Annotated in this window: 20 protein-coding genes; 14 read left to right on the plus strand and 6 right to left on the minus strand. The window is 67.6% G+C overall.

Annotation, left to right across the window (positions count from 1 at the left end; genetic code table 11):
- Positions 1–9 precede the first annotated feature (9 nt).
- Together WFK61_RS04585 and WFK61_RS04590 are read left to right on the plus strand one after the other, a co-directional pair.
- Entirely contained in the window at positions 10–933 is a 924-nt protein-coding gene (locus WFK61_RS04585) for a cupin domain-containing protein (protein ID WP_336810346.1), read from the plus strand.
- Positions 934–944: 11 nt separating this feature from the next.
- A complete protein-coding gene (locus WFK61_RS04590; RefSeq protein ID WP_336810347.1) occupies positions 945–1,877 on the plus strand; it encodes a DUF6282 family protein in 933 nt (310 codons plus the stop codon).
- A gap of 65 nt (positions 1,878–1,942) precedes the next feature.
- Here the strand turns inward: WFK61_RS04590 and WFK61_RS04595 are convergent, their stop codons facing one another.
- The 5 genes from WFK61_RS04595 to WFK61_RS04615 form a co-directional block, all read right to left on the minus strand.
- The gene (locus WFK61_RS04595; RefSeq protein ID WP_336810348.1) at positions 1,943–2,899 is read right to left on the minus strand and encodes a Bug family tripartite tricarboxylate transporter substrate binding protein; all 957 of its coding nucleotides are present in this window, start codon (positions 2,897–2,899) and stop codon (positions 1,943–1,945) included.
- A gap of 114 nt (positions 2,900–3,013) precedes the next feature.
- Positions 3,014–3,817, minus strand: a complete 804-nt coding sequence (locus tag WFK61_RS04600; RefSeq protein ID WP_336810349.1) for a DNA-binding transcriptional regulator — start codon at positions 3,815–3,817, stop codon at positions 3,014–3,016.
- A gap of 87 nt (positions 3,818–3,904) precedes the next feature.
- Positions 3,905–4,888: an NAD(P)H-quinone oxidoreductase gene (locus WFK61_RS04605; protein ID WP_336810350.1), complete on the minus strand. Its 984-nt coding sequence runs from the start codon at positions 4,886–4,888 to the stop codon at positions 3,905–3,907.
- A complete protein-coding gene (locus tag WFK61_RS04610; protein ID WP_336810351.1) occupies positions 4,885–5,526 on the minus strand; it encodes a fumarate hydratase C-terminal domain-containing protein in 642 nt (213 codons plus the stop codon). Before WFK61_RS04610 ends, WFK61_RS04605 begins: the two co-directional genes overlap by 4 nt.
- Entirely contained in the window at positions 5,523–6,392 is an 870-nt protein-coding gene (locus WFK61_RS04615) for a fumarate hydratase (protein ID WP_336810352.1), read from the minus strand. Before WFK61_RS04615 ends, WFK61_RS04610 begins: the two co-directional genes overlap by 4 nt.
- 235 nt (positions 6,393–6,627) lie before the next feature.
- Between WFK61_RS04615 and WFK61_RS04620 the strand changes: the two genes are divergently transcribed.
- Positions 6,628–8,079 carry an aromatic amino acid ammonia-lyase gene (locus WFK61_RS04620; protein WP_336810353.1) on the plus strand — a complete coding sequence of 484 codons (1,452 nt, stop codon included), beginning with the start codon at positions 6,628–6,630 and terminating at the stop codon, positions 8,077–8,079.
- A gap of 4 nt (positions 8,080–8,083) precedes the next feature.
- Here the strand turns inward: WFK61_RS04620 and WFK61_RS04625 are convergent, their stop codons facing one another.
- Complete coding sequence (locus tag WFK61_RS04625) at positions 8,084–8,767, minus strand: GntR family transcriptional regulator (RefSeq protein WP_336810354.1); 684 nt, start codon at positions 8,765–8,767, stop codon at positions 8,084–8,086.
- A gap of 322 nt (positions 8,768–9,089) precedes the next feature.
- On the opposite strand from WFK61_RS04625, the gene WFK61_RS04630 reads away from it, so the two are divergent.
- The 11 genes from WFK61_RS04630 to WFK61_RS04680 are packed head-to-tail and all read left to right on the plus strand — an operon-like array spanning position 9,090 to position 20,426.
- Complete coding sequence (locus WFK61_RS04630; protein WP_336810355.1) at positions 9,090–10,622, plus strand: ABC transporter substrate-binding protein; 1,533 nt, start codon at positions 9,090–9,092, stop codon at positions 10,620–10,622.
- Entirely contained in the window at positions 10,619–11,575 is a 957-nt protein-coding gene (locus WFK61_RS04635) for an ABC transporter permease (protein ID WP_336810356.1), read from the plus strand. Before WFK61_RS04630 ends, WFK61_RS04635 begins: the two co-directional genes overlap by 4 nt.
- Positions 11,576–11,588: 13 nt before the next feature.
- Positions 11,589–12,407, plus strand: coding sequence for an ABC transporter permease (locus WFK61_RS04640; RefSeq protein WP_336810357.1), 819 nt, complete (start codon positions 11,589–11,591; stop codon positions 12,405–12,407).
- Positions 12,408–12,438: 31 nt separating this feature from the next.
- The gene (locus tag WFK61_RS04645; RefSeq protein ID WP_336810358.1) at positions 12,439–13,263 is read left to right on the plus strand and encodes a creatininase family protein; all 825 of its coding nucleotides are present in this window, start codon (positions 12,439–12,441) and stop codon (positions 13,261–13,263) included.
- Positions 13,264–13,316: 53 nt separating this feature from the next.
- Positions 13,317–14,372 (plus strand): extracellular solute-binding protein, encoded by a 1,056-nt coding sequence (locus tag WFK61_RS04650; RefSeq protein ID WP_336810359.1) that lies wholly within the window; start codon positions 13,317–13,319, stop codon positions 14,370–14,372.
- Between the two features lie 10 nt (positions 14,373–14,382).
- Positions 14,383–15,432 carry an ABC transporter ATP-binding protein gene (locus WFK61_RS04655; protein WP_336810360.1) on the plus strand — a complete coding sequence of 350 codons (1,050 nt, stop codon included), beginning with the start codon at positions 14,383–14,385 and terminating at the stop codon, positions 15,430–15,432.
- The gene (locus WFK61_RS04660; protein ID WP_336810361.1) at positions 15,429–16,271 is read left to right on the plus strand and encodes an ABC transporter permease; all 843 of its coding nucleotides are present in this window, start codon (positions 15,429–15,431) and stop codon (positions 16,269–16,271) included. Before WFK61_RS04655 ends, WFK61_RS04660 begins: the two co-directional genes overlap by 4 nt.
- Positions 16,268–17,056: an ABC transporter permease gene (locus WFK61_RS04665; protein ID WP_336810362.1), complete on the plus strand. Its 789-nt coding sequence runs from the start codon at positions 16,268–16,270 to the stop codon at positions 17,054–17,056. The genes WFK61_RS04660 and WFK61_RS04665 overlap by 4 nt, the downstream gene beginning before the upstream one ends.
- Positions 17,057–17,065: 9 nt before the next feature.
- Complete coding sequence (locus WFK61_RS04670; protein ID WP_257735225.1) at positions 17,066–17,746, plus strand: RraA family protein; 681 nt, start codon at positions 17,066–17,068, stop codon at positions 17,744–17,746.
- A gap of 11 nt (positions 17,747–17,757) precedes the next feature.
- Positions 17,758–19,434 (plus strand): cephalosporin acylase I, encoded by a 1,677-nt coding sequence (locus tag WFK61_RS04675; protein WP_336810363.1) that lies wholly within the window; start codon positions 17,758–17,760, stop codon positions 19,432–19,434.
- Positions 19,435–19,460: 26 nt separating this feature from the next.
- Positions 19,461–20,426, plus strand: coding sequence for a 2-hydroxyacid dehydrogenase (locus WFK61_RS04680; RefSeq protein WP_336810364.1), 966 nt, complete (start codon positions 19,461–19,463; stop codon positions 20,424–20,426).
- Positions 20,427–20,494 lie beyond the last annotated feature (68 nt).

A 20,494-nucleotide genomic window follows, 5' to 3' on the forward strand; every position in this document is an offset into this window, starting at 1 on the left:
AGATCACCCGTGTCCAGCTACCCTTCCAGCGATCCCCGTTCGCAACTGGCGGCGCAGCCGGCGCCCAAGGCACCAGCGGTCAAGGCCTATGCCGGCGCCGACTATGCACGCTTCTATGCGGAGGCACCGCAGCAGGCGGGTGACGGCTTCAAGACCTGGGTGGCGCGGGGGCAGAACTTCATCGTCGCCTATTCCGATGTCGAGGCGGGCGCCTCTCTGGAGCGCCCGGCGCAGCCCGACGAATACTGCCTGATCCTGCCCGAGGAGACGCTAGGCGCAACGGTGACGGCCGGGGCTGAGACGGTCGAAGTACCCGGCCGTTCGATCGCCTTCATTCCCCCCGGTGCCTCGCGCGTCCGCGTTGCCGGCAAGGGGCGCCTGATCCGCATCTTCTCTAGCGTCGCGCCCGATCTCGCCGCCGCCTGCTCCAATGCGGCGTCCTATGCCGAGCCCCATGCCAATGTCGCGCTGCTCAAGCCCTGGCCGGAGCCGCGTGGGGGTTGGAAGGTCCGCGCCTACAGCCTGGACGTCGATGCCGGCGGAACGGGGCGTTTCGGCAGCATCTTCCGCTGCACGACGCTGATGGTGAACATGCTCGATCCGCGCTTCGGCCTGCGCGACATCACCACGCTCTCGCCGCACCACCATGACGATTTCGAGCAGGGCTCGCTCGTCATCGACGGCGGCTATATCCACGATATCCGCTGGCCCTGGACGCCGGATATGCGCATCTGGCGCGAGGACGAGCACGAGCTGATGGCCGCGCCTTCGCTCACCGTGATCCCGCCGCCGTCGATCCACACCTCGCGCTCGGTCCTGCCGGGCCTGAACCAGATGATCGACATCTTCTCCCCGCCTCGCCTCGACTTCTCGCTGAAGCCCGGCTGGGTCATCAACGCCGCGGATTATCCGATGCCCGGCGAAACCGCGTGAGGGCCACGGACATGAACGCCACCGCTACCAGCGCCGATGCGCGCAGCCGCCAGATCGCCGATCTCCTCGTCGGCGCCGTCGACCTGCATTGCCACAGCGGCCCGGCCGCGATGCCGCGCATCCTCGATCATCACGACGCGATGCTGGACGCTGCCGCCGCAAAGTTCCGCGCCGTCGTCTACAAGGACCATTTCTATCTCGGCACCGCGCACGCGATCCTGCTGGAAAAGCTCGTGCCGGATACCGGCGTCAGGCTGTTCTCCGGCATCGCGCTGAACAACGCCTCGGGCGGCTTCAACCCGCATGCCGTCGATCATGCGATCAAGCTCGGCGGCAAGATCGTCTGGCTGCCGACGCTTGCGGCCAAGAACCATATCGACGTGCTCGCCTCCGGCGCCGTGAAGACCTTCCCGAAGACGGCGCAGAAGATGCTCGATCCGATCCCGCTGACGGCCTTCGGCCCGGACGGCAAGCTGATCGACGCGGTCAAGCAGATCCTCGACCTGATCGCGGAGGGCGACGTCATCCTGGCCGGTGGCCATCTCTCGACGCCGGAGCTCTTCGCGGTGTTCGAGGAGGCCAGGGCGCGGGGCGTGAAGAAGCTGCTCGTCAATCACCCGACCTACATGGTCAACAACTGCAGCGACGCGGAAATCCGCCATCTCGTCGGGCTCGGCGCGGTGATGGAGCATTCGATCTGCATGTTCGTCGAGGGCAAGTCGAAGAAATTCGACCCGCCGGAGCTGCGCCGGGTGATCGACGTCGCGGGTGTCGAGAACACCGTGCTCTGCTCTGACCTCGGTCTCGTCGGCTCGCCGCGCCCGATCGACGGCTACCGCGAGATCGTCGGCCACCTGCTCGACTTGCAGTTCACCGAATCCGAGATCAGGCGGATGACGGGCGGGCATGCGGCGGAGCTGCTGGGGTTGGATCAGGCCGCCTGAGGCGGAACGAAAAACGGCCCGGAGCGATCCGGGCCGTTCTGTTTTGGATGAAGGGCGCTTGCCGCTCAGTCGAGCGTGATGCCGGCGGATTTGATCACATCGGCCCAGCGGGCGATCTCCATGGCCTGCGCCGTCCGCATCGCCGCCGCATCGCCGCTGCGGGCGCGCACGCCGATCACGGCGAGCTTGTCGCGGCCTTCCGCGCTTTCGACATAGGCGCGGGTGATCGCGGCGAGCCGCGCCACCACCGGCTCCGGCAGGCCCTTGGGGCCGACGAGGCCGAACCAGCCGGTCGTGTTGACGTCGGGCAGGCCGGCTTCCGACAGCGTCGGCACCTCCGGCAATTGCGGCGCGCGTTGGTCGCTGGAGACCGCGAGCGCGCGGATCGCACCGCTTTTGACATGCGGAATATACGCCGGGATGAAGTCGACCGCGACATTGACGGTGCCGGCCAGCAGGTCGGTCGCCAATGGCGCCGAGCCGCGATAGGGCACATGCGTCATCTGGAAGCCGGCCTTGCGCTGGATCAGCTCGCCGATCATGTGGCCCATCAAACCGAAGCCGGGGCTGCCGAAGGTAAGCTTGCCGGGATTGGCCTTGCCGTAGGCGACGAGCTCCGCGAAGGACTTGGCCGGCACGGACGGATGCACCGCGACGATGCCCTGGACGTCGCCGAGCACGGCGATCGGCGTGAAATCGGCGAGGGGATCGAAGGACAGGGTCTTGTAGAGCAGCTTGTTGGTCGCGAGCGGGCCCGAAGACGAGAACATCAGCGTGTAGCCGTCGGGCGCGGCGCGAACCACGCTGGTCGCGGCGATATTGCCGCCGGCGCCGGTCTTGTTCTCGACGATGAAGCCCTGGCCAAGCTCGCCGCGCAGGCGATCCGCCAGCAGCCTTGCGACCACGTCGGTCGAGGCGCCGGCCGGGAAGGGCACGACGATATTGGTCGCGCGGCTCGGCCAGGTATCGGCGAAGGCCGGGCCGTTGCCCGCCAGGGCGCTCGCCCCGGCGATTCCGGCCATGAATCCACGGCGTGAGAGCTGTCGCTCCATTGAATGTTCCTCCCCACGGCGCCACTGCGGACGCGTTGGGCGGAGACTAGGGGCGCGCCGTCGCGGGGCTGCGGAAATGGGACGTCATTTCTCACCTTGAAACGCGACGCCCATGGATTGGGAGAGCGCTTCCAGCTGCGCCTCGATGCTGGCGGCGGCCTTCTTCAGGGGGTGGATGATCCGCGCCTTGTCCTCGGGATTGGCGACGGCCGCGCGGAAGAAGGTGACGCCGAAGGTCGCGAGCACTCGCTCGCCGAGCTTGATCGGCACCGCGATCGTCGCGGAATTGCGCGGCTCGACGGCGGTGTCCCGCTCGGTATAGCCGCGCCAGCGGGCCTGCTCGATCAATCGTGCGACATCCTCGTCGGTCAGGCTGCTGTTCTCGGCATCGGCTGAGGCGCGCATCGCGGCGAGCAGCACGGCGCGCTCCTCGTCCGGGCAGAAGGCGAGATAGGCGCGTCCGAGCGCCCGCCCGCCGAGGCTCAGGCGATAGCCGAGCGTGGCATGGAAGGGCGAGATCGGGCTGTCGGGGATCGTGCTGAAGCGGACGATGACGGCGTCGTAATCGAGCAGGCAGACGGTGCAAGGCCATTTGATCTGGCGCGTCAGTGCCGTAGCCCAGGGCCGTGCGGCCTCGATCACCATGGGCGCGCCATGGAAGCCCGAGCTCAGCTGCGCGACCTGCGAGGTGACGAGATAGCCGCGCATGCGCTCGTCGCGCGTGACATAGCCGGCCTCGATCAGCGTCTCCAGCAGGCGCACGATGGTCGGCTTGGGCAGGCCGGTGCGGCGATGCAGGTCGCCGACGGTGGCCGGGCTGGAGCGATTGACCTCGGTCAGCAGGCGCAGCGCCTTGAGGACGGATTGAACGGGCGCGAAGGAGAACACTCTGCAGGTCCGGCATGGCGAGAACGAACGCCGACACTAGTGCAGAATGCTCCGGGTTTGCGCGCGGTATTTCGGAGCGTGGCCCCGTCAGCCCGGCATGGTCAGGACGACCTTGCCGATCTGCTCGCCGGCATCCATCAGCGCATGCGCGTCGCGGACATCGGCCCAGTCGAAGGTCGCGCAGATATGGCTGCGGATCCTGCCACTGGCCAGCAAGGGCCAGACCTGATCGGCCAGCTCCATGGCGATGCGGCCCTTATAGGCGGCGTTGCGCGGGCGCAGCGTCGAGCCGGTCAGCGTCAGCCGGCGGCGGACGATGTTGCGGACATTGACCTCCGCGGTCTGGCCGAGATGGCTGGCGATCAGCACGACGCGGCCGTCGGGCGCGAGCAGGCCGAGCTGCTTTTCGGTATAGGGGCCGGCCTGCGCGTCGAGCACGACATCGACCTTCTCCTTGCCGATCGCGGCCTCGATCTCGGCGACCCAGTCGGCGCGGTAATCGACGGCATGATCGGCACCGATCTCCAGGCTGACGGCGCGCTTTTCGGGCGAGCCCGCGGTCGCGATCACGCGGGCGCCCCTGAGCTGCCTGGCGATCTGGATGGCGGCCATGCCGACGCCGCTGGTACCGCCCTGGACCAGCAGGGTCTCGCCCTCGGCCAGCCGGCCGAGCCAGATCACGTTGTTCCAGGCGGTGAAGAAGACTTCCGGCAGTGCGGCGGCCTGCGCGAAGGAGAATCCACCGGGCAAGGGCAGGCATTGCGAGGCCGGCACGGCGCAGAACTCGGCATAGCCGCCGCCATTGGCGAGCGCGCAGACACTGTCGCCGACCTTGGGCCATGCCACGTCGGCGCCGACCGCCTCGACCACGCCGGAGACGTCGAGGCCCGGCAGATCGGTCGCGCCGGGCGGAGGCGGATAGAGGCCGCGCCGCTGCTGGATATCGGGGCGGTTCACGCCGGCGGCGCGGACGCGGATCAGCACGTCGGCCGGGCCGAGTTCAGGTCGCGGACGCTCGCCGAAGGCCAGGACCTCGGGGCCGCCCGGCTTGGTGATTTCGATCACTTTCATCGCGATGTCTCGTTGTTGCCCGCAGAGGGGTGAAGCGATTGCAGGATTTCGGGCATCCGCTCGCGCGCCTTCTCCATCAGGCGCTCGTAGATCGAATTGCCGTGCGCATCGATGGCGACGATGACGGGGCCGAAGCCGTCGAGCCGGATGCGGTTCAGGCGGAACTGCATGATGAGATCGGTCCAGGCGCAATCCGTCACGGCCTGCACGCCTTCGCTCAACATGGCCGAGGCGCCGCCGACGAAGGAGAAATAGACGCAACCGGTCTCCCGCATCGCCTCGACGCTCTCACGGCCGAGCCCGCCCTTGCCGCCGGTCGCACTCAAGCCCAGCGTCCGGATCAAGGTCGGCATCAGATGGTCGAAGCGGCTCGACGTGGTCGGGTTGACGTAATGCAGCGGGCCAGGGCCGTTCGCGGCTTCTTCATAGCTCACGCCCATGTGGAAGAAAGCGCCGCCGCTTAGCGGCAGGGGCAAGTCGCGACCGGCGGCGAGTTCCGCGACCATGCGCTTCTGCGTGGGCATGCCGACGGTCGCGACCGCGTCGCCGTCGAGCAGCACGACCTCGCCGAGCTTCAGCGATCGCGCGTCTTCGCGGGTCAGCGGCAAGGTGAGGCGGCGGGGCGGGGACATCGTCATTCGATCCGCTCCACCACGCCGGAATTGTGGATGCGGGCGCGGGTACGTCGATTGATCCAGCAATTGAACGAGACCGCGACGGGCGTGAAGCCATGGCCCGAGGCATATTCGATATGGACGCCGAAGGTCGTAGTCGAGCCGCCGACGCCCATCGGGCCGAAGCCCATCTGATTGACCGCGCGGGTCAGGCGCTCCTCCATCTCGGCGACCATCACTTCGGGATTGCGCTCGCCGAAGGGCCGCAAGGTCGCGTCCTTGGAGAGCTTGGCGGCATGGTCGAAGGTTCCGCCGATGCCGACGCCGATTACCACCGGCGGGCAATGCTGTCCGCCGGCGCGCAGGACGAGTTCGAGGATGCAGCGCTCGATCTCCTCCAGGCTCGGGCTGACCAGGGTCTCGATCGCGGCCCAGCGCCCGCCGCCGAGCGCCTTGGGCGCGCAGGTGATGTCGAGATAGTCAACATCACCGATCAATTCGCAGGAGACCAGCGGCATGTCCTTGCCGTGGAAGCTGCGCTCATTGGTCAGCGGGTTGGTGACGAAGCGCAGGAGCGGCGGCTGGATCGTGTGAACGAGATCGGCGAATCCGTCGACGATCGCCTGGCGGATATCGCCTTCCATGCGGGCGCCGGAACCGATCTTGAGGGTGTAGCTGGGCACGCCGGCATCCGAGCAGAGGAACTTGCCGGTCTGTTCGGCGCGCTCGGCACTGTCGAGCATGAATGCCAGCGTCTGGCGCGCCTGCGGTTCGGTTTCGGTCGTCAGCGCCTTGCGGAACTCGGCCTTGGAGGATTCAGGGATCCGGCGCAGCGACCAATCGTAGAGATTGGCGGTGACCTCCTTGACCAGATCGTAGGTGATCGCCATGCGCCCAAGCCCGTTTCGACGGCGCGAAACTAGCCGATCCGGGGCTGGCGGTCGGGCGGCTATGCTCCATTTCAACAAATGAAACGAAAGCCTTTCCCGGCCGCATGCGGGCGCTTCCCGGCCATCACGGAATCGGTCAGAGCTGCGCAGGAGCGTAGCGCACGCGCGCTGAGGAACGGGCCGGGCGGGGAAAGCTCTCCGAATACCCGCCGGTCTTGCTGGGGACGGAATTGCCATGAGCCATGTCGCTATAACCGGCTTCGATCTGACGATCGACGGGCTCGTCCGCATCGCCCGCGAGAAGGCGCCGGTTTCGCTCACGGCAGAGGCAATCGAGCGGATGAAGGCGGCCCGCGCGGTTGTCGATAATGCCGTGGCGCGGGGCGAAAAAGTCTACGGCGTCACGACCAGCGTCGGCGCCAAGACCGGCGTGCCGCTGGCGCCCGGCCGGATCGGCGAATTCAACCGCCGCCTGCTGTTGACCCACAATGTCGCGCATGGGCCGCTCGCGCCTGAAGAGGCTGTACGCGCGATGATGGCGGTGCTGCTGAATTCCATGGCGAGCGGGCGCCTCGGCGTGCGGCCGCTGCTGGCCGAGCGGTTGGCTGCCGCCTTGAACGAAGACCGCGCGATCGACGTCCATATTTGGGGCTCGATGGGCCAGAGCGACATGGCGCCGATCACCGACCTCGCGCTGGCACTCTATTCGGATATCGAACTGCAAGCTGGCGAGGCGCTGGCGATGCTGAATTCCAGCGCGCTCGCGCTCGGCACGGCGGCACTGGCCATGGCCGATCTCCGCGAGGTTCTCGATCAATGGAGCCTGATCGCCGCGCTCAGCATGGAAGGTTTCGCCGCCAATCCCTCGATCGTCTCGAACGCCGCCTTGCAGTCGCGCCCGTTCACGGGGCTGAAGCGGCATGGCGAGCGCATCCGGGCCTATCTCGCGGGCAGCTATATCTTCGCCAAGGGCGGGCCGCGTCACTTGCAGGACCCGCTCAGCTTCCGCTCGCTGCCGCTGCTCCATGGCACGGCGGCCGACAGCCTTGGCTTCGCCTATGGCCAGGTCGAAGCCGAGTTGAGCGCCAGCCAGAACAACCCGATCGTCTCGATCGAGGAGCAGGCGCTGGTCTCCGTCGCGAATTTCGACACGGTCTCGCTGTCGATGGCGCTCGATATCGCCAGGCTCGGATTCGCGCCGGTGATGACCAGTTCAGCCGAGCGCGTCGCCAAGCAGGTCGATTCCTTCTGGTCGGGCCTCACCGTCGGGCTGATCGAGGAGGACGGCGTCGGCCTGCCCGGCTTCAACGGGCTGGCCCAGTTCCACAAGGCGATCACCTCGGAGGCGCGGCTCGCGACGGCGCCGGTGGTGCATGAGCTCGCCAGCTCCAGCCATTCCAATGGCAATCTCGACCGCGCCGGCATGGCCGGGCTCGCCGCCCGCAAGACCGGGGAAGTCGCGTCGCTCTGCCGGTCGATCGCGGCGGTGGAACTGATGGTCGCGGCGCAGGCGGTCGATATCCGCAAAGCCACCCCGCTCGGCGCTGTCACCGGCCGGCTTCACGCGCTGGTGCGGGAGGCGGTGCCCTTCGCGGCGGCCGGCGACCGCGTGCCGCATCTCGATCCGCTGCTGCGGCACCTGGGCGAGCGTCGGGATGCCGTTCGCTCGATGGTGGAGCCGGCCTGACGCGTCAGATTTCGCCGGCCTGCTCGGGCAGGCGCGAGATCACGCCGACGATCGGGCGCAGGTGCTGCTCGAGGATCGCCAGCGCCTTTTCCTCGTCCCACTCGGAGAGGGCGGCGACCAGAGCATGGTGCTCCTTGCTGATCCGCGCGACGCGGCTCGGGTCGGTGTTGATCGCGGTCATCGCGACGCGCTGCTGGCGGGCGCCGAGCGACTGGTAGAGCTCGGACAGCACGACATTGCCGACTGCGGCGATCATGACGAAATGGAACTCGCGGTTCAGCTCGACGCGGTTGAAGTAGTCGCCCTGCGGCAGGCGTTCCAGCTCGGCGAGAATCGCATGCATGTCGGCGGGGAGCGGCAATTCCTCGCGGCAGATGCGGCGGATCGCATGGCCCTCGATCATGCGCCGGGCCTCGTAGAGATCGAGCAGCTCCTGCGCCGTGACCTGCCGGACGAGCGCGCCGCGGCGCGGCAGGAGATCGATGAAACGCTCGGCCTCCAGGCGGTGGAACGCCTCGCGGACCGGCGTTCGCGATACGCCGAGCGCCGAGGAGATCTCCTCCTCCTCGATGAAGCAGCCGCCGAGGAAGCGGCCGCGCAGGATCTGCTCGCGCACATAGAGATAGACCCGTTCCCGGGTCGGCTTCCCGCGCAAGGCAGCCATCTCGTCCTGTTCGATCATCGCCATCGACATCTCGCCCCTTTCGCTCTTCCATAGGGCTTTCGAGAGTAGACAACAAAAAATCCGCCACGTATACATGACGCATCAAGAGCGTGGCTCATCTGTTCGTCTACAGTGAAGCCGCGCCGGGGAACCGCATGACCGTGCACGCCACCATCGCGACAGAGAGCCGGAGTCCGCGCCGTTTGGCCGGGCACGACCGGGCCTGTCGGCATGCTGGCGCGGTTATTGCTCGCATCCGCCCGGCTCCGCCCTTCCCGCCATCGACGGGACGCGACAGGGCATAAGCCCCAGCGGACAGCCGGACCCAGCAGCAGAGGATCAGCCGATGACCATCTCTCGCCGTTCCGTCCTTGGTGCCGGTCTCGCCGGTCCGCTGCTGGCCTCGCCCTTCCTGATCCGCCCCGCCAGCGCGCAACGCGCCGCCGGCATCATCCGCTACGGTCTCTCGGCCTTCCCGCCCAACCTCCAGCCCTGGGTGTCGACCGGCGCGTCGGCCGGCACGGTCAAGATGCTGATCAACCGCAGCCTCGTCTCCTATGACGCGAAGGGCGAGCTGCGCGGCGAGCTGGCCGAGTCCTGGTCGCGCGATGCCGATGGCGCCTGGGTCTTCAAGCTGCGCAAGGGCTGCGTCTTCCACAATGGCGAGCCGGTCACGGCCGATGACGTGAAATGGTCGATCGAGCAGATCGCCGGCGAGAAATCGACCGCCTATATGCGCACGCAGTTCCAGCTGATCGAGCGCGTCGAGATTCCCGATCCGCAGACCGTGCGCCTCATCACCAAGGAGCCGCAGGTCACGCTGCCGAGCTGGTTTGCCAACTACAACACCTTCATCATCTGGCGGAAATCCAACGCCAACGAGCCGATCGGCGCCGGCCCCTTCCGCCTTGTCGGGCAGGAGCGCGGCAGCTCGGTGGAGCTTGCGGCCTTCGACAAGTTCTACAAGCCGGGCATCCCCAAGGCGAAGGGCATCAAGTTCATCGTCTATGCCGACGAGAACCTGCGCAACGCGGCGCTGATCTCCGGCGATGTCGACATGATCGAGTACGTGCCGTGGCAGTCGATGGCGACTGTGCAGGCCGACCCGCGCCTCAAGCTCGACACGCAGGAAGGGCCGTTCATGGACGTGCTCTTCAACGGCACCAAGCCGCCGTTCAACGATCCGCGCGTGCGCCGGGCCGTCGCCCATGCCGTGAAGCGCGAGGATATCGTCAAGGTCGCCTTCTTCGGGCGCGGTAAGCCGCTCGAAGGCGTGCCGATCGTCGAGGGCACGCCCTGGTACGACAAGGAGCTGGCGCATGGCTGGAACTACGATCCGGCCCGCGCCAAGGCGCTCCTGACGGAAGCGGGCTACGGCAACGGTTTCCAGACCACGCTGCTCGCCACCGCCCAGTTCGGCATGCACAAGGACACTGCCGAGATCGTCCAGCAATATCTCGCGGCGATCGGCATCCAGGCCGAACTGCAACTGCCGGACTGGTCGACGCGGGTGAGCCGCGGCACGCGCGGCCAGTACGACATGGCGATCCATGGCGTGTCCTCGGACAATAACGACCCGGACGGGCTGACCGTGGTGCTCGATACCTCGCTGTCGCCGACACATGGCCGCTCCTTCAAGGTCGATGCGCCACGCACCATCGCCGCGCTCGCCAAGGGCCGGGCCGAGTTCGATCAGGCCAAGCGCGTCGAGATCTACAAGGAGATGCAGCGCGCGGCGCTCGAGGAGGTGCCGCTTGTCGGCCTCGCCTGGCGCGAGCAGGGCTATGGCATGGACAAGAGCATCCAGGGCTTCGCCAACCTGCCCGGTGCACTCTCGACCTCCTCCGGCAACCAGCTCGAGGAGACGTATTTCGGATGAGCGCGGCCTGGCTCGGACGGCGGCTGTTCCTGACCCTGGCGATGGCCTGGGTCGTGGCGACGATCGTATTCCTGGCGCTGCATATGGTGCCCGGAGACCCGGCCGAATTGCTGCTCTCGACCTCCGGCGCCATGCCCGATCCGGCGACGGTGCAGGAACTGCGCGAGAAGCTCGGGCTCGACCAGCCGCTCATGGTCCAGTACGGGCGGTTCCTGTCAGGGCTGGTGCGCGGCGATCTCGGCACCTCGCTGGTCGATGACTATCCGGTCATCCAGGAAATCGCGCTTCGTCTGCCGCGCACGCTGGAATTGATCCTGGCGGGAACCGTGATCGCGGTGGTGATCGGCGTGCCCGCTGGCGTCTATGCGGCGGTCCATCGCGGCGGCGCCTTCGATCGCGTCGCCTCCTGGGTCACCGCGCTCCTGCTCGCCGTGCCGGTCTTCGTCGTCGGCACGCTCCTCGTGCTGCTGCTGGCGCAGACGCTCCGGGTGATGCCGGCCGGCGGCTTCGTGCCCCTGACGCAGGATCCGGCGCAGCATTTCAAGCTCTTGACCCTGCCGGCGATCGCCATCGCCAAGGGGCTCGCGGCCGTGCTGTTCCGGATGACGCGGGCCGCGACGCTCGACGCGCTCGCCCATGACTATGTCCGCACCGCCCGCGCCAAGGGGCTGTCGCCGCGACGGACTCTTGTCGTGCATGTGCTGCGCAACGCGCTGAACCCGGTCGTCACCGTGCTGGGCCTCCAGATGGGGACCCTGCTCGGCGGCACCGTGCTGGTCGAATACGTCTTCAACTGGCCGGGCCTGTCGACGCCGCTGCTGCGCGCGGTCGAGGGGCGCGACTACCCGATGGTGGTCGGCATCATTCTGACGATCTCGGTGCTGTTCCTGCTCATCAACCTCCTCGTCGAACTGCTGCATGCGGCGATCGATCCAAGGGTGCAACACGGATGAGGGTGCAGCACGGATGAAGCGACGCGGCATCAAACGGCTCATCCTGCCCGGCGGCATCGTCGCGGCGATCCTGCTTGTCGCGATCGCGGCGCCGCTGCTGCCGCTGCCTGATCCGATCCGGCAGGATGTGGCGCGGCGCCTGGCCGGGCCGATGCCGGGTTCCTGGCTGGGGCGCGACGAGTTCGGCCGCGACGTGCTCTCGCGCCTGGTCTGGGGTGCGCGTACCAGCCTCTCCGTGGCCTTCGTCTCGGCAACCTTCGCCGGGCTCGTCGGCATCACGCTCGGGCTGATCGGCGGCTGGGCACGGAGCTGGGGCGCCTTTCTCACCGTGCGCAGCGTCGAGATCATCATGTGCTTCCCGCCGGTGCTATTGGCGCTTCTGGTGGTGACCTTGCTCGGGCCGGGCGCGGCGACGCTGATCCTCGTCCTTTCGGTGCTCTACCTGCCCGGTTTCGCGCGGGTGACCTATGCCGAGGTGCTGGCGGTGAAGGGGCGCGACTATGTCGAGGCGACACGGGCGCTCGGCGCGACGCAGTCGCATCTGCTCTTCCGCACCGTGCTGCCGAATATCGCCGGGCCATTGCTGGTGCAGTTCTCGCTCGCGGTTGCCGCTGCCGTGGTGATCGAGAGCGGTCTGTCCTTCCTGGGGCTCGGCGTCGTGCCGCCCGCGCCATCCTGGGGGCTGATGATCCGCGGCGCGCGCTCGACCATGGAGCAGGCCCCGCTGCTGCTGCTCTGGCCCTGCGCCGTGCTGACCCTGACCATTCTCGCAATGAACCTGCTCTGCGACGCTTTGCGCGACATTCTCGACCCGCGCACCAGCGAACGCTGACGACCAGCCTATCCCAAGGAAGGACCACGCCATGGCTACCAAGACCGATCCCCTCGTCCATATGGGCACCATCACGGGCGGGGAGGCGCGCGAGCTGCTGAAGTCCAACCCCGTGATCCTGCTGCCGATGGGCAGCCATGAGGACCAGGGCCCGCATGCGCCGATGGGCGACTACCTGCTGGCCGAGAAGATCGCGGAGCTTGCCGCCCTGCAAGCGACCAAGGCCGGCACGCGCACGCTGGTCGCGCCGGTGCTGCCCTATGGCGGCGCCGACTGGTTCGGCCCGATGATCGGCGGCATCGCCATCTCGCAGGGCACGCTGACGGCGGTCATCGCCGAGATGGTCGACTCGCTGCATCGCAACGGCCTGACCCGGATCATCGTGATCAACGGCCATGGCGGTAATGTCGGGCCGATCTCCGAGGTCGCACGTGAACTCTACCAGCGCGAGCGCATCGTGCTGCCGAGCCTTTATCTCTGGCGCATCGCCTATGGCATGCTGCCGGGCATCGTCGGCGCCGAGAAGTCGGCGAAAGTCTCCGGCCATGGCGCCGATCCGCTGACCAGCCTCGGCCTGCATCTTTTCCCCGAGCTGATCCGCAAGGATTTCATCCCGGCCGGCAAGTCGATGAAGCGCGACCCCGTCCTCGACCTGCCCTTCACGGGGCTCGGCACGGCGAGCTTCGACGGCGCCGAAGTCGGCATGCCCAACGAGTATGACGAGGTCTATCATGACGGCGTCGGCAAGGGCGACCCGACGCTCTGCTCGGCCGAGACCGGCGTGCAGCTGGCCGAGAAGCTGACGGATGTCTGCGCCCGCTTCATCGCGCATTTCGCGGCCAAGGTCCCGGCCTGAGCCGGCAGCTCGTCCATCAGCCGCCCGAGGCGGCGCCATAGCAGGAGATTGTCATGCTCACCCGCCGCCTCGCCATCCAGTCCGGCCTCGCGACCATCGCGATGCCGGCCGTCCTGCGGGCACAGACGCTCTCGGGGCAGATCACGCTGATGTCCTATGCGGGCATCTTCCAGGACAACTACACCAAGACGGTGATCGAGCCGTTCCAGCAGGCGCATCCGGGCGTGAAGGTGAACTTCGTGCCCGGTGGCTCCTCGGCGCAGATGGTCGGCAGCGTCCGGGCGCAGAAGGCCGATCCGCAGACCGACGTGGTGATCATGGACGTCACCACCTCCAGCATCGGCAATCTCGAAGGGCTGTTCGAGAAGCTCAGCCCCTCCGAGTTCCCGGTGCTGAATGAGCTTCTGCCGGAAGCGCGCGCGGCCGGCGGGGAGTTCGGCCCGGCCGTGACCTTCGACCATCTCGTCATCGTTCAGGATGCGGCGCTCAATCCCCAGCTCGCCAAGCTCGCCGATCTCTGGCGCCCTGATCTCAAGGGCCATATCGCGCTCGCCGCCCCGCCGAACATCCAGGGCCTGGCGCTGACGGCGATGGCCGAGAAGATGGAGGGCGGCGACTACCGCAAGTCGATCGATGCCGCGATGAAGCGGCTGAAGGAGCTCGCGCCCGGCGTGAACACCTTCGACCCCAACCCGGACGGCTATTCGCTGATCCTGAATGGCGTGGCGAAAGTCGCGACCGGCTGGAACGCCCGCGCCCAGCTCTATTCCGACCAGACCAACGGCAAGATCAACGTGCTGCTGCCGCCGGAAGGCTCGGTCTTCCAGGTCAACACCATCAACCTGACGGCCGGCTCGAAGAACCGCGCCGCGGCCGCCGCCTTCGTCGCGCATGCGCTGTCGCAGGGCGCGCAGAAGGCGTTCACCGAGCGGATGTTCTATGCGCCGACCAATGCCAAGGCGCAGATCGACGCCAAGGCGCTGGCGCGCACCGCCGCCTCGCCGGAGAACCGCGCGCGCATGATCCCGGTCGACTGGAACGAGGTCCTGAAGGTGCGCGACCAGTGGAATAACCGCTGGCGCCGCGAGGTCATCTCGGCGGCACGTTGAGCGGCAGGCGATGAGCTATCTCGAACTCGCCGGGCTGCAGAAGCGCTACGGCAACTCCGTCGCGGTCGACGATGTCTCGCTCTCGGTGGAGCAGGGCGAGTCCGTCGCGCTGCTCGGCCCTTCCGGCTGCGGCAAGACCACGACCCTGCGCATGCTCGCCGGGCTGATCGAGCCGAACAAGGGCACGATGACGCTCGACGGCAGCGAGATCACCAAGCTGCCGGCCCATAAGCGCAACATGGGCTATGTCTTCCAGTCCTACGCGCTGTTTCCGCATCTCTCGGTCGGCCGCAACATCGCCTTCGGCCTGGAGGAGCGCGGCGTCTCCCGCGGCGAGATCGCGAAACGTGTCGAGGAAGGGTTGGCGTTGGTCCGGCTCAGCGGTCTGGCGCAGCGCCGTCCCAAGGAACTCTCGGGCGGCCAGCAGCAGCGCGTTGCCCTGGCCCGCGCGCTGGTGATCCAGCCCTCCGTGCTGCTGCTCGACGAATCCCTGTCCAATCTCGACGCCAAGCTGCGCGACGCGATGCGTCACGAGATCCGCTCGATCCAGCGCACGCTCGGCATCACCACGCTTTTCGTCACGCATGATCAGGTCGAGGCGCTGACGATGTGCGACCGGATCGCGGTGATGCATCGCGGCCGCATCGCCCAGATCGGCAATGCCGAGGATATCTATGACCGACCGGCGACGCGCTTCGTGGCGGAGTTCGTCGGGCGGGCGAATGTGCTGCCGCTGTCGCGCGACGCGCAGGGCCGGGCGACCGTCTGGGGGCAGGCGGTGCCGGTCGAGGCGGCTGATGATGCCGATCTCTTCGTCCGGCCGCAGCGCATGCGGATCGTGCCGCTCTCCGAGCCGGCAAGCGGCGATACGGCGCGGCTGATCGGGCGCGTGCTGCGCAGCGTCTTCGTCGGCGACCATGTCGAGGTGCTGGTGGAGGGCGCCGGGGGCCAGCTCACGGTCGAGATGCCATCGGGCTCGGCGGCGCCGGCCGAAGGCACCGACGTCGCCGTCGTCTGGCCGCGCGGTGAAAGCCGTGTCTTCGCGCGCGAGGCAGCATGACCGCCTCGCGCCGCCTGCCGCTGCTGCTGATCCCGGCGACGCTGTTCCTCATCGTCGTCTATGTCTGGCCGTCGCTCGGGCTCTTCCGCAACGCCTTCAACGAGGTCGGGCCGACCGGCGCGATGGTCGAGGCCTGGTCGCTGGAGACCGCGCGCGCGACCTTCCATGACAGCTTCACCTTCGAACTCACGCTGAACTCGCTCTGGCTTTCGGCGGTGTCGATGCTGATCGCCTTGTGCCTGGCCTATCCCGTCTCGCTCTTCCTGTTCCGCACGGATTCCCGCTTCCGGGGGCTGCTCGCGGTCGTCGCGATCATGCCCATGCTGGTCTCCGGCGTGGTGCGCGTCTTCGGCTGGCTTGCCATTCTCGGCGATCGCGGACTGGTCAACACGACGCTGCAATCGCTCGGCCTGATCTCGACACCGCTGAAGCTCGTCTTCAACTGGACCGGCGTCACCATCGGCCTCGCCGAAAGCATCATGCCCTATATGATTCTGGCGCTGCTCGCCGGCTTCGGCCGGCTCGACCGCACGCTGGAGGAGGCGGCGCGTTCGCTCGGCGCCTCGCCGTTCCGCACCTTCCGGCGCGTCACGCTGCCGCTCAGCCTGCCGGCGATCGCGCTGGCGGCGGGGCTCGGCTTCGTTCTGTCGATGTCCGCCTATATCACGCCCAAGCTGCTGGGCGGCGGGCGCGTCTTCGTCCTCGCGACCGAAATCTTCGAGCAGGCGACGACCAACACGAACTGGCCGGTCGCGGCTGTGCTGGCGATCTACACGCTCGTGCTGCTGCTTGCCCTGCTCGTCGTCTCCAATCTGGTGGCGAGGAGGCTGCAGCGATGACCGGGGCGGGGCGCGTTCTCTCCAGCTTCGCGGCGCTGGTCTATGTGCTGATCCTGGCGCCGATCGTCGTCGTGGTCATGCTGTCCTTCTCGGCGGACAACTTCATCCTGTTCCCGCCTTCGGGCTATTCACTGCGCTGGTTCAGGCAGCTTGCCGGCAACGGCCCTCTGCTGGCGGCGCTCTGGCTCAGCGTCCAGATCGCGTCGGTCGTGACCGTGCTGTCGCTCGCGATCGGCGTGCCCGCGGCGCTCGCCCTGGCGAAGGGGCGTTTTCCCGGCAAGGATGCACTGACCAGCTTCTTCCTGGCGCCGCTCCTGCTGCCCACGCTGATTACCGGTCTCGCGCTGCTGCTGTTCTTCTCGCCGCTCCGGCTCACCGCGACGCTGCCCGGACTCGTGCTCGGCCATATGATTGTGACCGTGCCCTTCGTGATCCGGATGATGGCGACGGCGTTGGCCAACCTGCCTGACGATATCGAGGCGGCCGCCGCCACGCTCGGCGCCACGCCCTGGCGGGTGGTGCGGCGGGTGACGCTGCCTCTGGCGACGCCCGGCCTCATCGCCTGCGCCTGCCTGTCCTTCCTGCTCTCCTTCGACGAGACGGTGATCTCGCTGTTCATCGCCGGCCCGCGCGCCTCGACCCTGCCGGTCGAGATGGTGCGCTATGTCGAAGGGCGAACCGATCCGCTCATCGCGGCCCTGTCCGTGGTGCTCATCGTCGCGACGCTTGCCGTCGTTCTCGTGGTCGAACGCCTCGTCGGCGTCGCCCGTGCTGTCGGAAAGTAGGAGAGAGAAATGCCCGATTACCGCATCGAAGCCATGCCCGAGCAGCTGCCGGCGGCGCTGGTCGAGAAGCTGCAGAAGGTCGAGACCGCGACCATCGGCCATTCCCAGCACTGGGGCTTCATGGATCGCGGCATCCAGCCGCTGCTGCGCGGCAAGCGCATCGCCGCGGCGGCCGTGACGCTGGCGATCCCCGGACAGGATTCGACCCTGCTGCACCACACGCTCGGCCTGCTGCGCCCCGGCGACATCCTCGTCGTCGACCGGCTCGGCGACGACAAGCATGCCTGCTGGGGCGGCGGCGTCACGGTCGCGGCGAAGGCGGCCGGCGCGGTCGGCGGCATCGTCGACGGGCCCTGTACCGATCTTGCCGAGATCGAGGATTCCGATTTCCCGATGTGGTGCCGCGGCATGTCGCCGATCACCACGCGGCTCTACAATCTCGGCGGCACGCTCAACCTGCCGATTTCCTGCGGCAATGTCCCGGTCAAGGCTGGTGACGTCATCCTCGCCGACGAATCCGGCGTGCTGGTGCTGCCCCGCGCCGAGGCCGAGGCGATCGCCGACGCCGCCATCGCCCGGCAGGAGCGCGGCGAGCGCAACCAGGGCCGGGTGAAAGCAGGTGAAAAGCTCGGCGACATCTCGGGTGCGACCAAGATGGTGCTCGATGCCATCGCGGCGGCGAAGGGTTGACGAGGCCGATCATGAACGCTCCCGTATCCGTCCCGCGCGTTGCCGATTTCGCCTGCGAGAAGAAGCCTGCGACCGGCTCGCGCGGCATGGTCGTAACCAACCACCCGCTCGCCTCGGCTGCGGGCGCCCAGATGCTGCTGGCCGGCGGCAATGCCATCGATGCGGCCGTTGCCTCGCTCTTCGCGCTGACGGTGGCCGAACCGATGATGGTCGGCATCCTCGGTGGCGGCCTGAGCCATATCCGGCTCGCCGATGGGCGCCATGTCGTGATCGACAATCTCTCGACCGCGCCGGGCAAGGCGACGGCCGACATGTATGACTGCCTCTCCGACGAGATCGGCAAGCAGCGCGACACGCGCGACCGCGAGAACGTGGTCGGCGCCAAGGCCGTGGCGGTGCCCGGCGCGCTCAAGGGCTGGTGTGAGGCGCTCGCCCGCTTCGGCACGTTGCCGCTGGCCGAGGTGCTGCAACCGGCGATCGGACTGGCGGAGCGCGGCTTCGTCGTCACGCCCTATCTTTCCAACTGCATCACCGACAATGCCGCCGATCTCGCCCGCGATCCCGGCCTTGCGGCGATGCTGCTGCCGGGTGGGCAGCCGCTCCAGCCGGGCATGCGGCTCGTGCAAGCTGACTATGCCGCGAGCCTGAAGCTGATCGCGGCGGAAGGGCCGGAAGCGCTCTATGGCGGCAAGCTCGGGCGAGCGCTGACCGACTACATGGCCGCCAATGGCGGGCTGATCGATCAGGCCGATCTCGCCAACTACCGCATCGAATTGCGCGAGCCGATCCGGGGCTCCTATCGCGGCTACGAGATCATCGGCCCGCCGCCGCCCTCGTCATCCGGCGTGCATATCACGCAGATGCTCAACATCCTCGAAGGCTACGATATCGGCTCGCTCGGTTTCGGCTCCACCGATGCCGTGCATCTGCTGGCCGAGGCCTTGAAGATCGCCTTCGCCGACCGCGCCGTCGCGACAGCCGACCCGGCCTTCGTCAAGGTTCCCGTCGCGAGGCTGATCGACAAGGCCTATGCCGACGAGCGCCGCGCCCTGATCGCGATGGAGCAGGCGAAGAGCTGGACGGCCGGGCTCTCCGGCGGCGAATCCGCCGATACCACCCATGTCACCGTCGCGGATGCCATGGGCAATGTCGTCAGCGCGACGCAGACCATCAACGGGCTGTTCGGCGCCTGCGTGCAGATCCCCGGCACGGGGATGATCGCCAATAACTACATGTTCAACTTCGATCCGCATCCCGGCCGGGCGCTCTCGATCGCGCCGGGCAAGCGGGTCTTCACCTCGATGGCGCCGATGATGGCGGTGAAGGACGGGCGGCTTGCCTTCGCGCTCGGTCTGCCCGGCGCCTTGCGCATCTTCCCCTCTGCCCTGCAGGCGATCGTCAATCTGATCGATCACCGCATGAGCCTGCAGGAGGCCGTCGAGGCGCCGCGCGTCTGGACCGAAGGCGGCGTACTCGAGCTCGAGGAAGCGATTCCCGAGGCCGTGGCGCAGGCGCTGATCGCGCGCGGCCACAAGGTCGTGCGCTCGCCGCGCGTCGCCGGCGGCATGAATGCCATCGCCTTCAATGCGGACGGCACCTTGACCGGCGCCGCCTGCTGGCGCGCCGACGGCACGCCCGTGGCCATCTCCGGCGGGCTCGCCCGCGCCGGTGCCCGCTTCACCATCTGACCCGTTCTTTTCGACTGGACCATCCCATGCCCGAGACCATCTGCCTCCTCGACATGACCACGCCCGAGCGGGCCGACCGCCTGCGCGAATTCCTGCCGGAGGGCTTCGTGCTGACCCATGGCACCGCCCGCGGCGACGAGCATATGAAGGAGATCATCGCCGAGGCCGATTATGCGATCTCCGGCCAGGTCGGCGTCTCGGGCGAGGTGCTGCGGGCGGCGAAGAAGCTGAAGCTCCTGCACAAATGGGGCGTCGGCTACGACAATATCGACATCGCCACTGCCAAGGAGCTCGGCATCAAGGTCGCGCGCACGACCGGTTCCAACGCGGTTGCCGTCTCCGAATTCGCGCTCGGCCTGACGATCTCGACGCTGCGCCTGATTGCCTATGGCAATGCCGAACTGAAGAAGGGCAACTGGCGCACCGGTCAGTTGCCGTCCGATACCTATACGCTCTCCGGCAAGACGGTCGGCGTCGTCGGCTTCGGCGCGATCGGCAAGAATTTCGCCAAGCTGCTGAAAGGCTTCGGTTGCACCATTCTCTATAGCAAGCGCACCCCGCTCGGTGCCGCGGAGGAAGCAGACCTCGGCGTCAAGCATGCCTCGATCGACGAGATCCTGACCCAGGCCGACGTCGTCTCGCTGCATTGCCCGCTGACGCCTGAGACCAAGGACCTGATCGACCTCGCGGCGTTGAAAAAGATGAAGAAGACGGCGGTGCTGATCAATTGCGCGCGCGGTGGCGTGGTCAACGAGACCGATCTCGTTACGGCGCTCCGGGCCAAGGAAATCGCGGGCGCGGCGATGGACGTCTACGAGATCGAGCCGCTGCCGGCGGACAGCCAGCTGCTCACGCTCGACAACCTTGTGACCACGCCGCATCTCGCCGCGATGGCGGCCGATAATTTCGCGCCGGTGGTGAAGCGCATGTTCGCGAACATGCAGCACGTCTCGCGCGGCGAGCCGGTGCCGCCGCTCGATCTGGTAGTGTAAGGCCTACGCTTCGTCATTTTGCAAGGAAACACGCCGTCATCCCGGGCTTGACCCGGGATCCATTCCGG

The organism is Allobosea sp. MMO-172, assembly GCF_037147855.1.
Classification (GTDB): Bacteria; Pseudomonadota; Alphaproteobacteria; order Rhizobiales; family Beijerinckiaceae; genus Allobosea.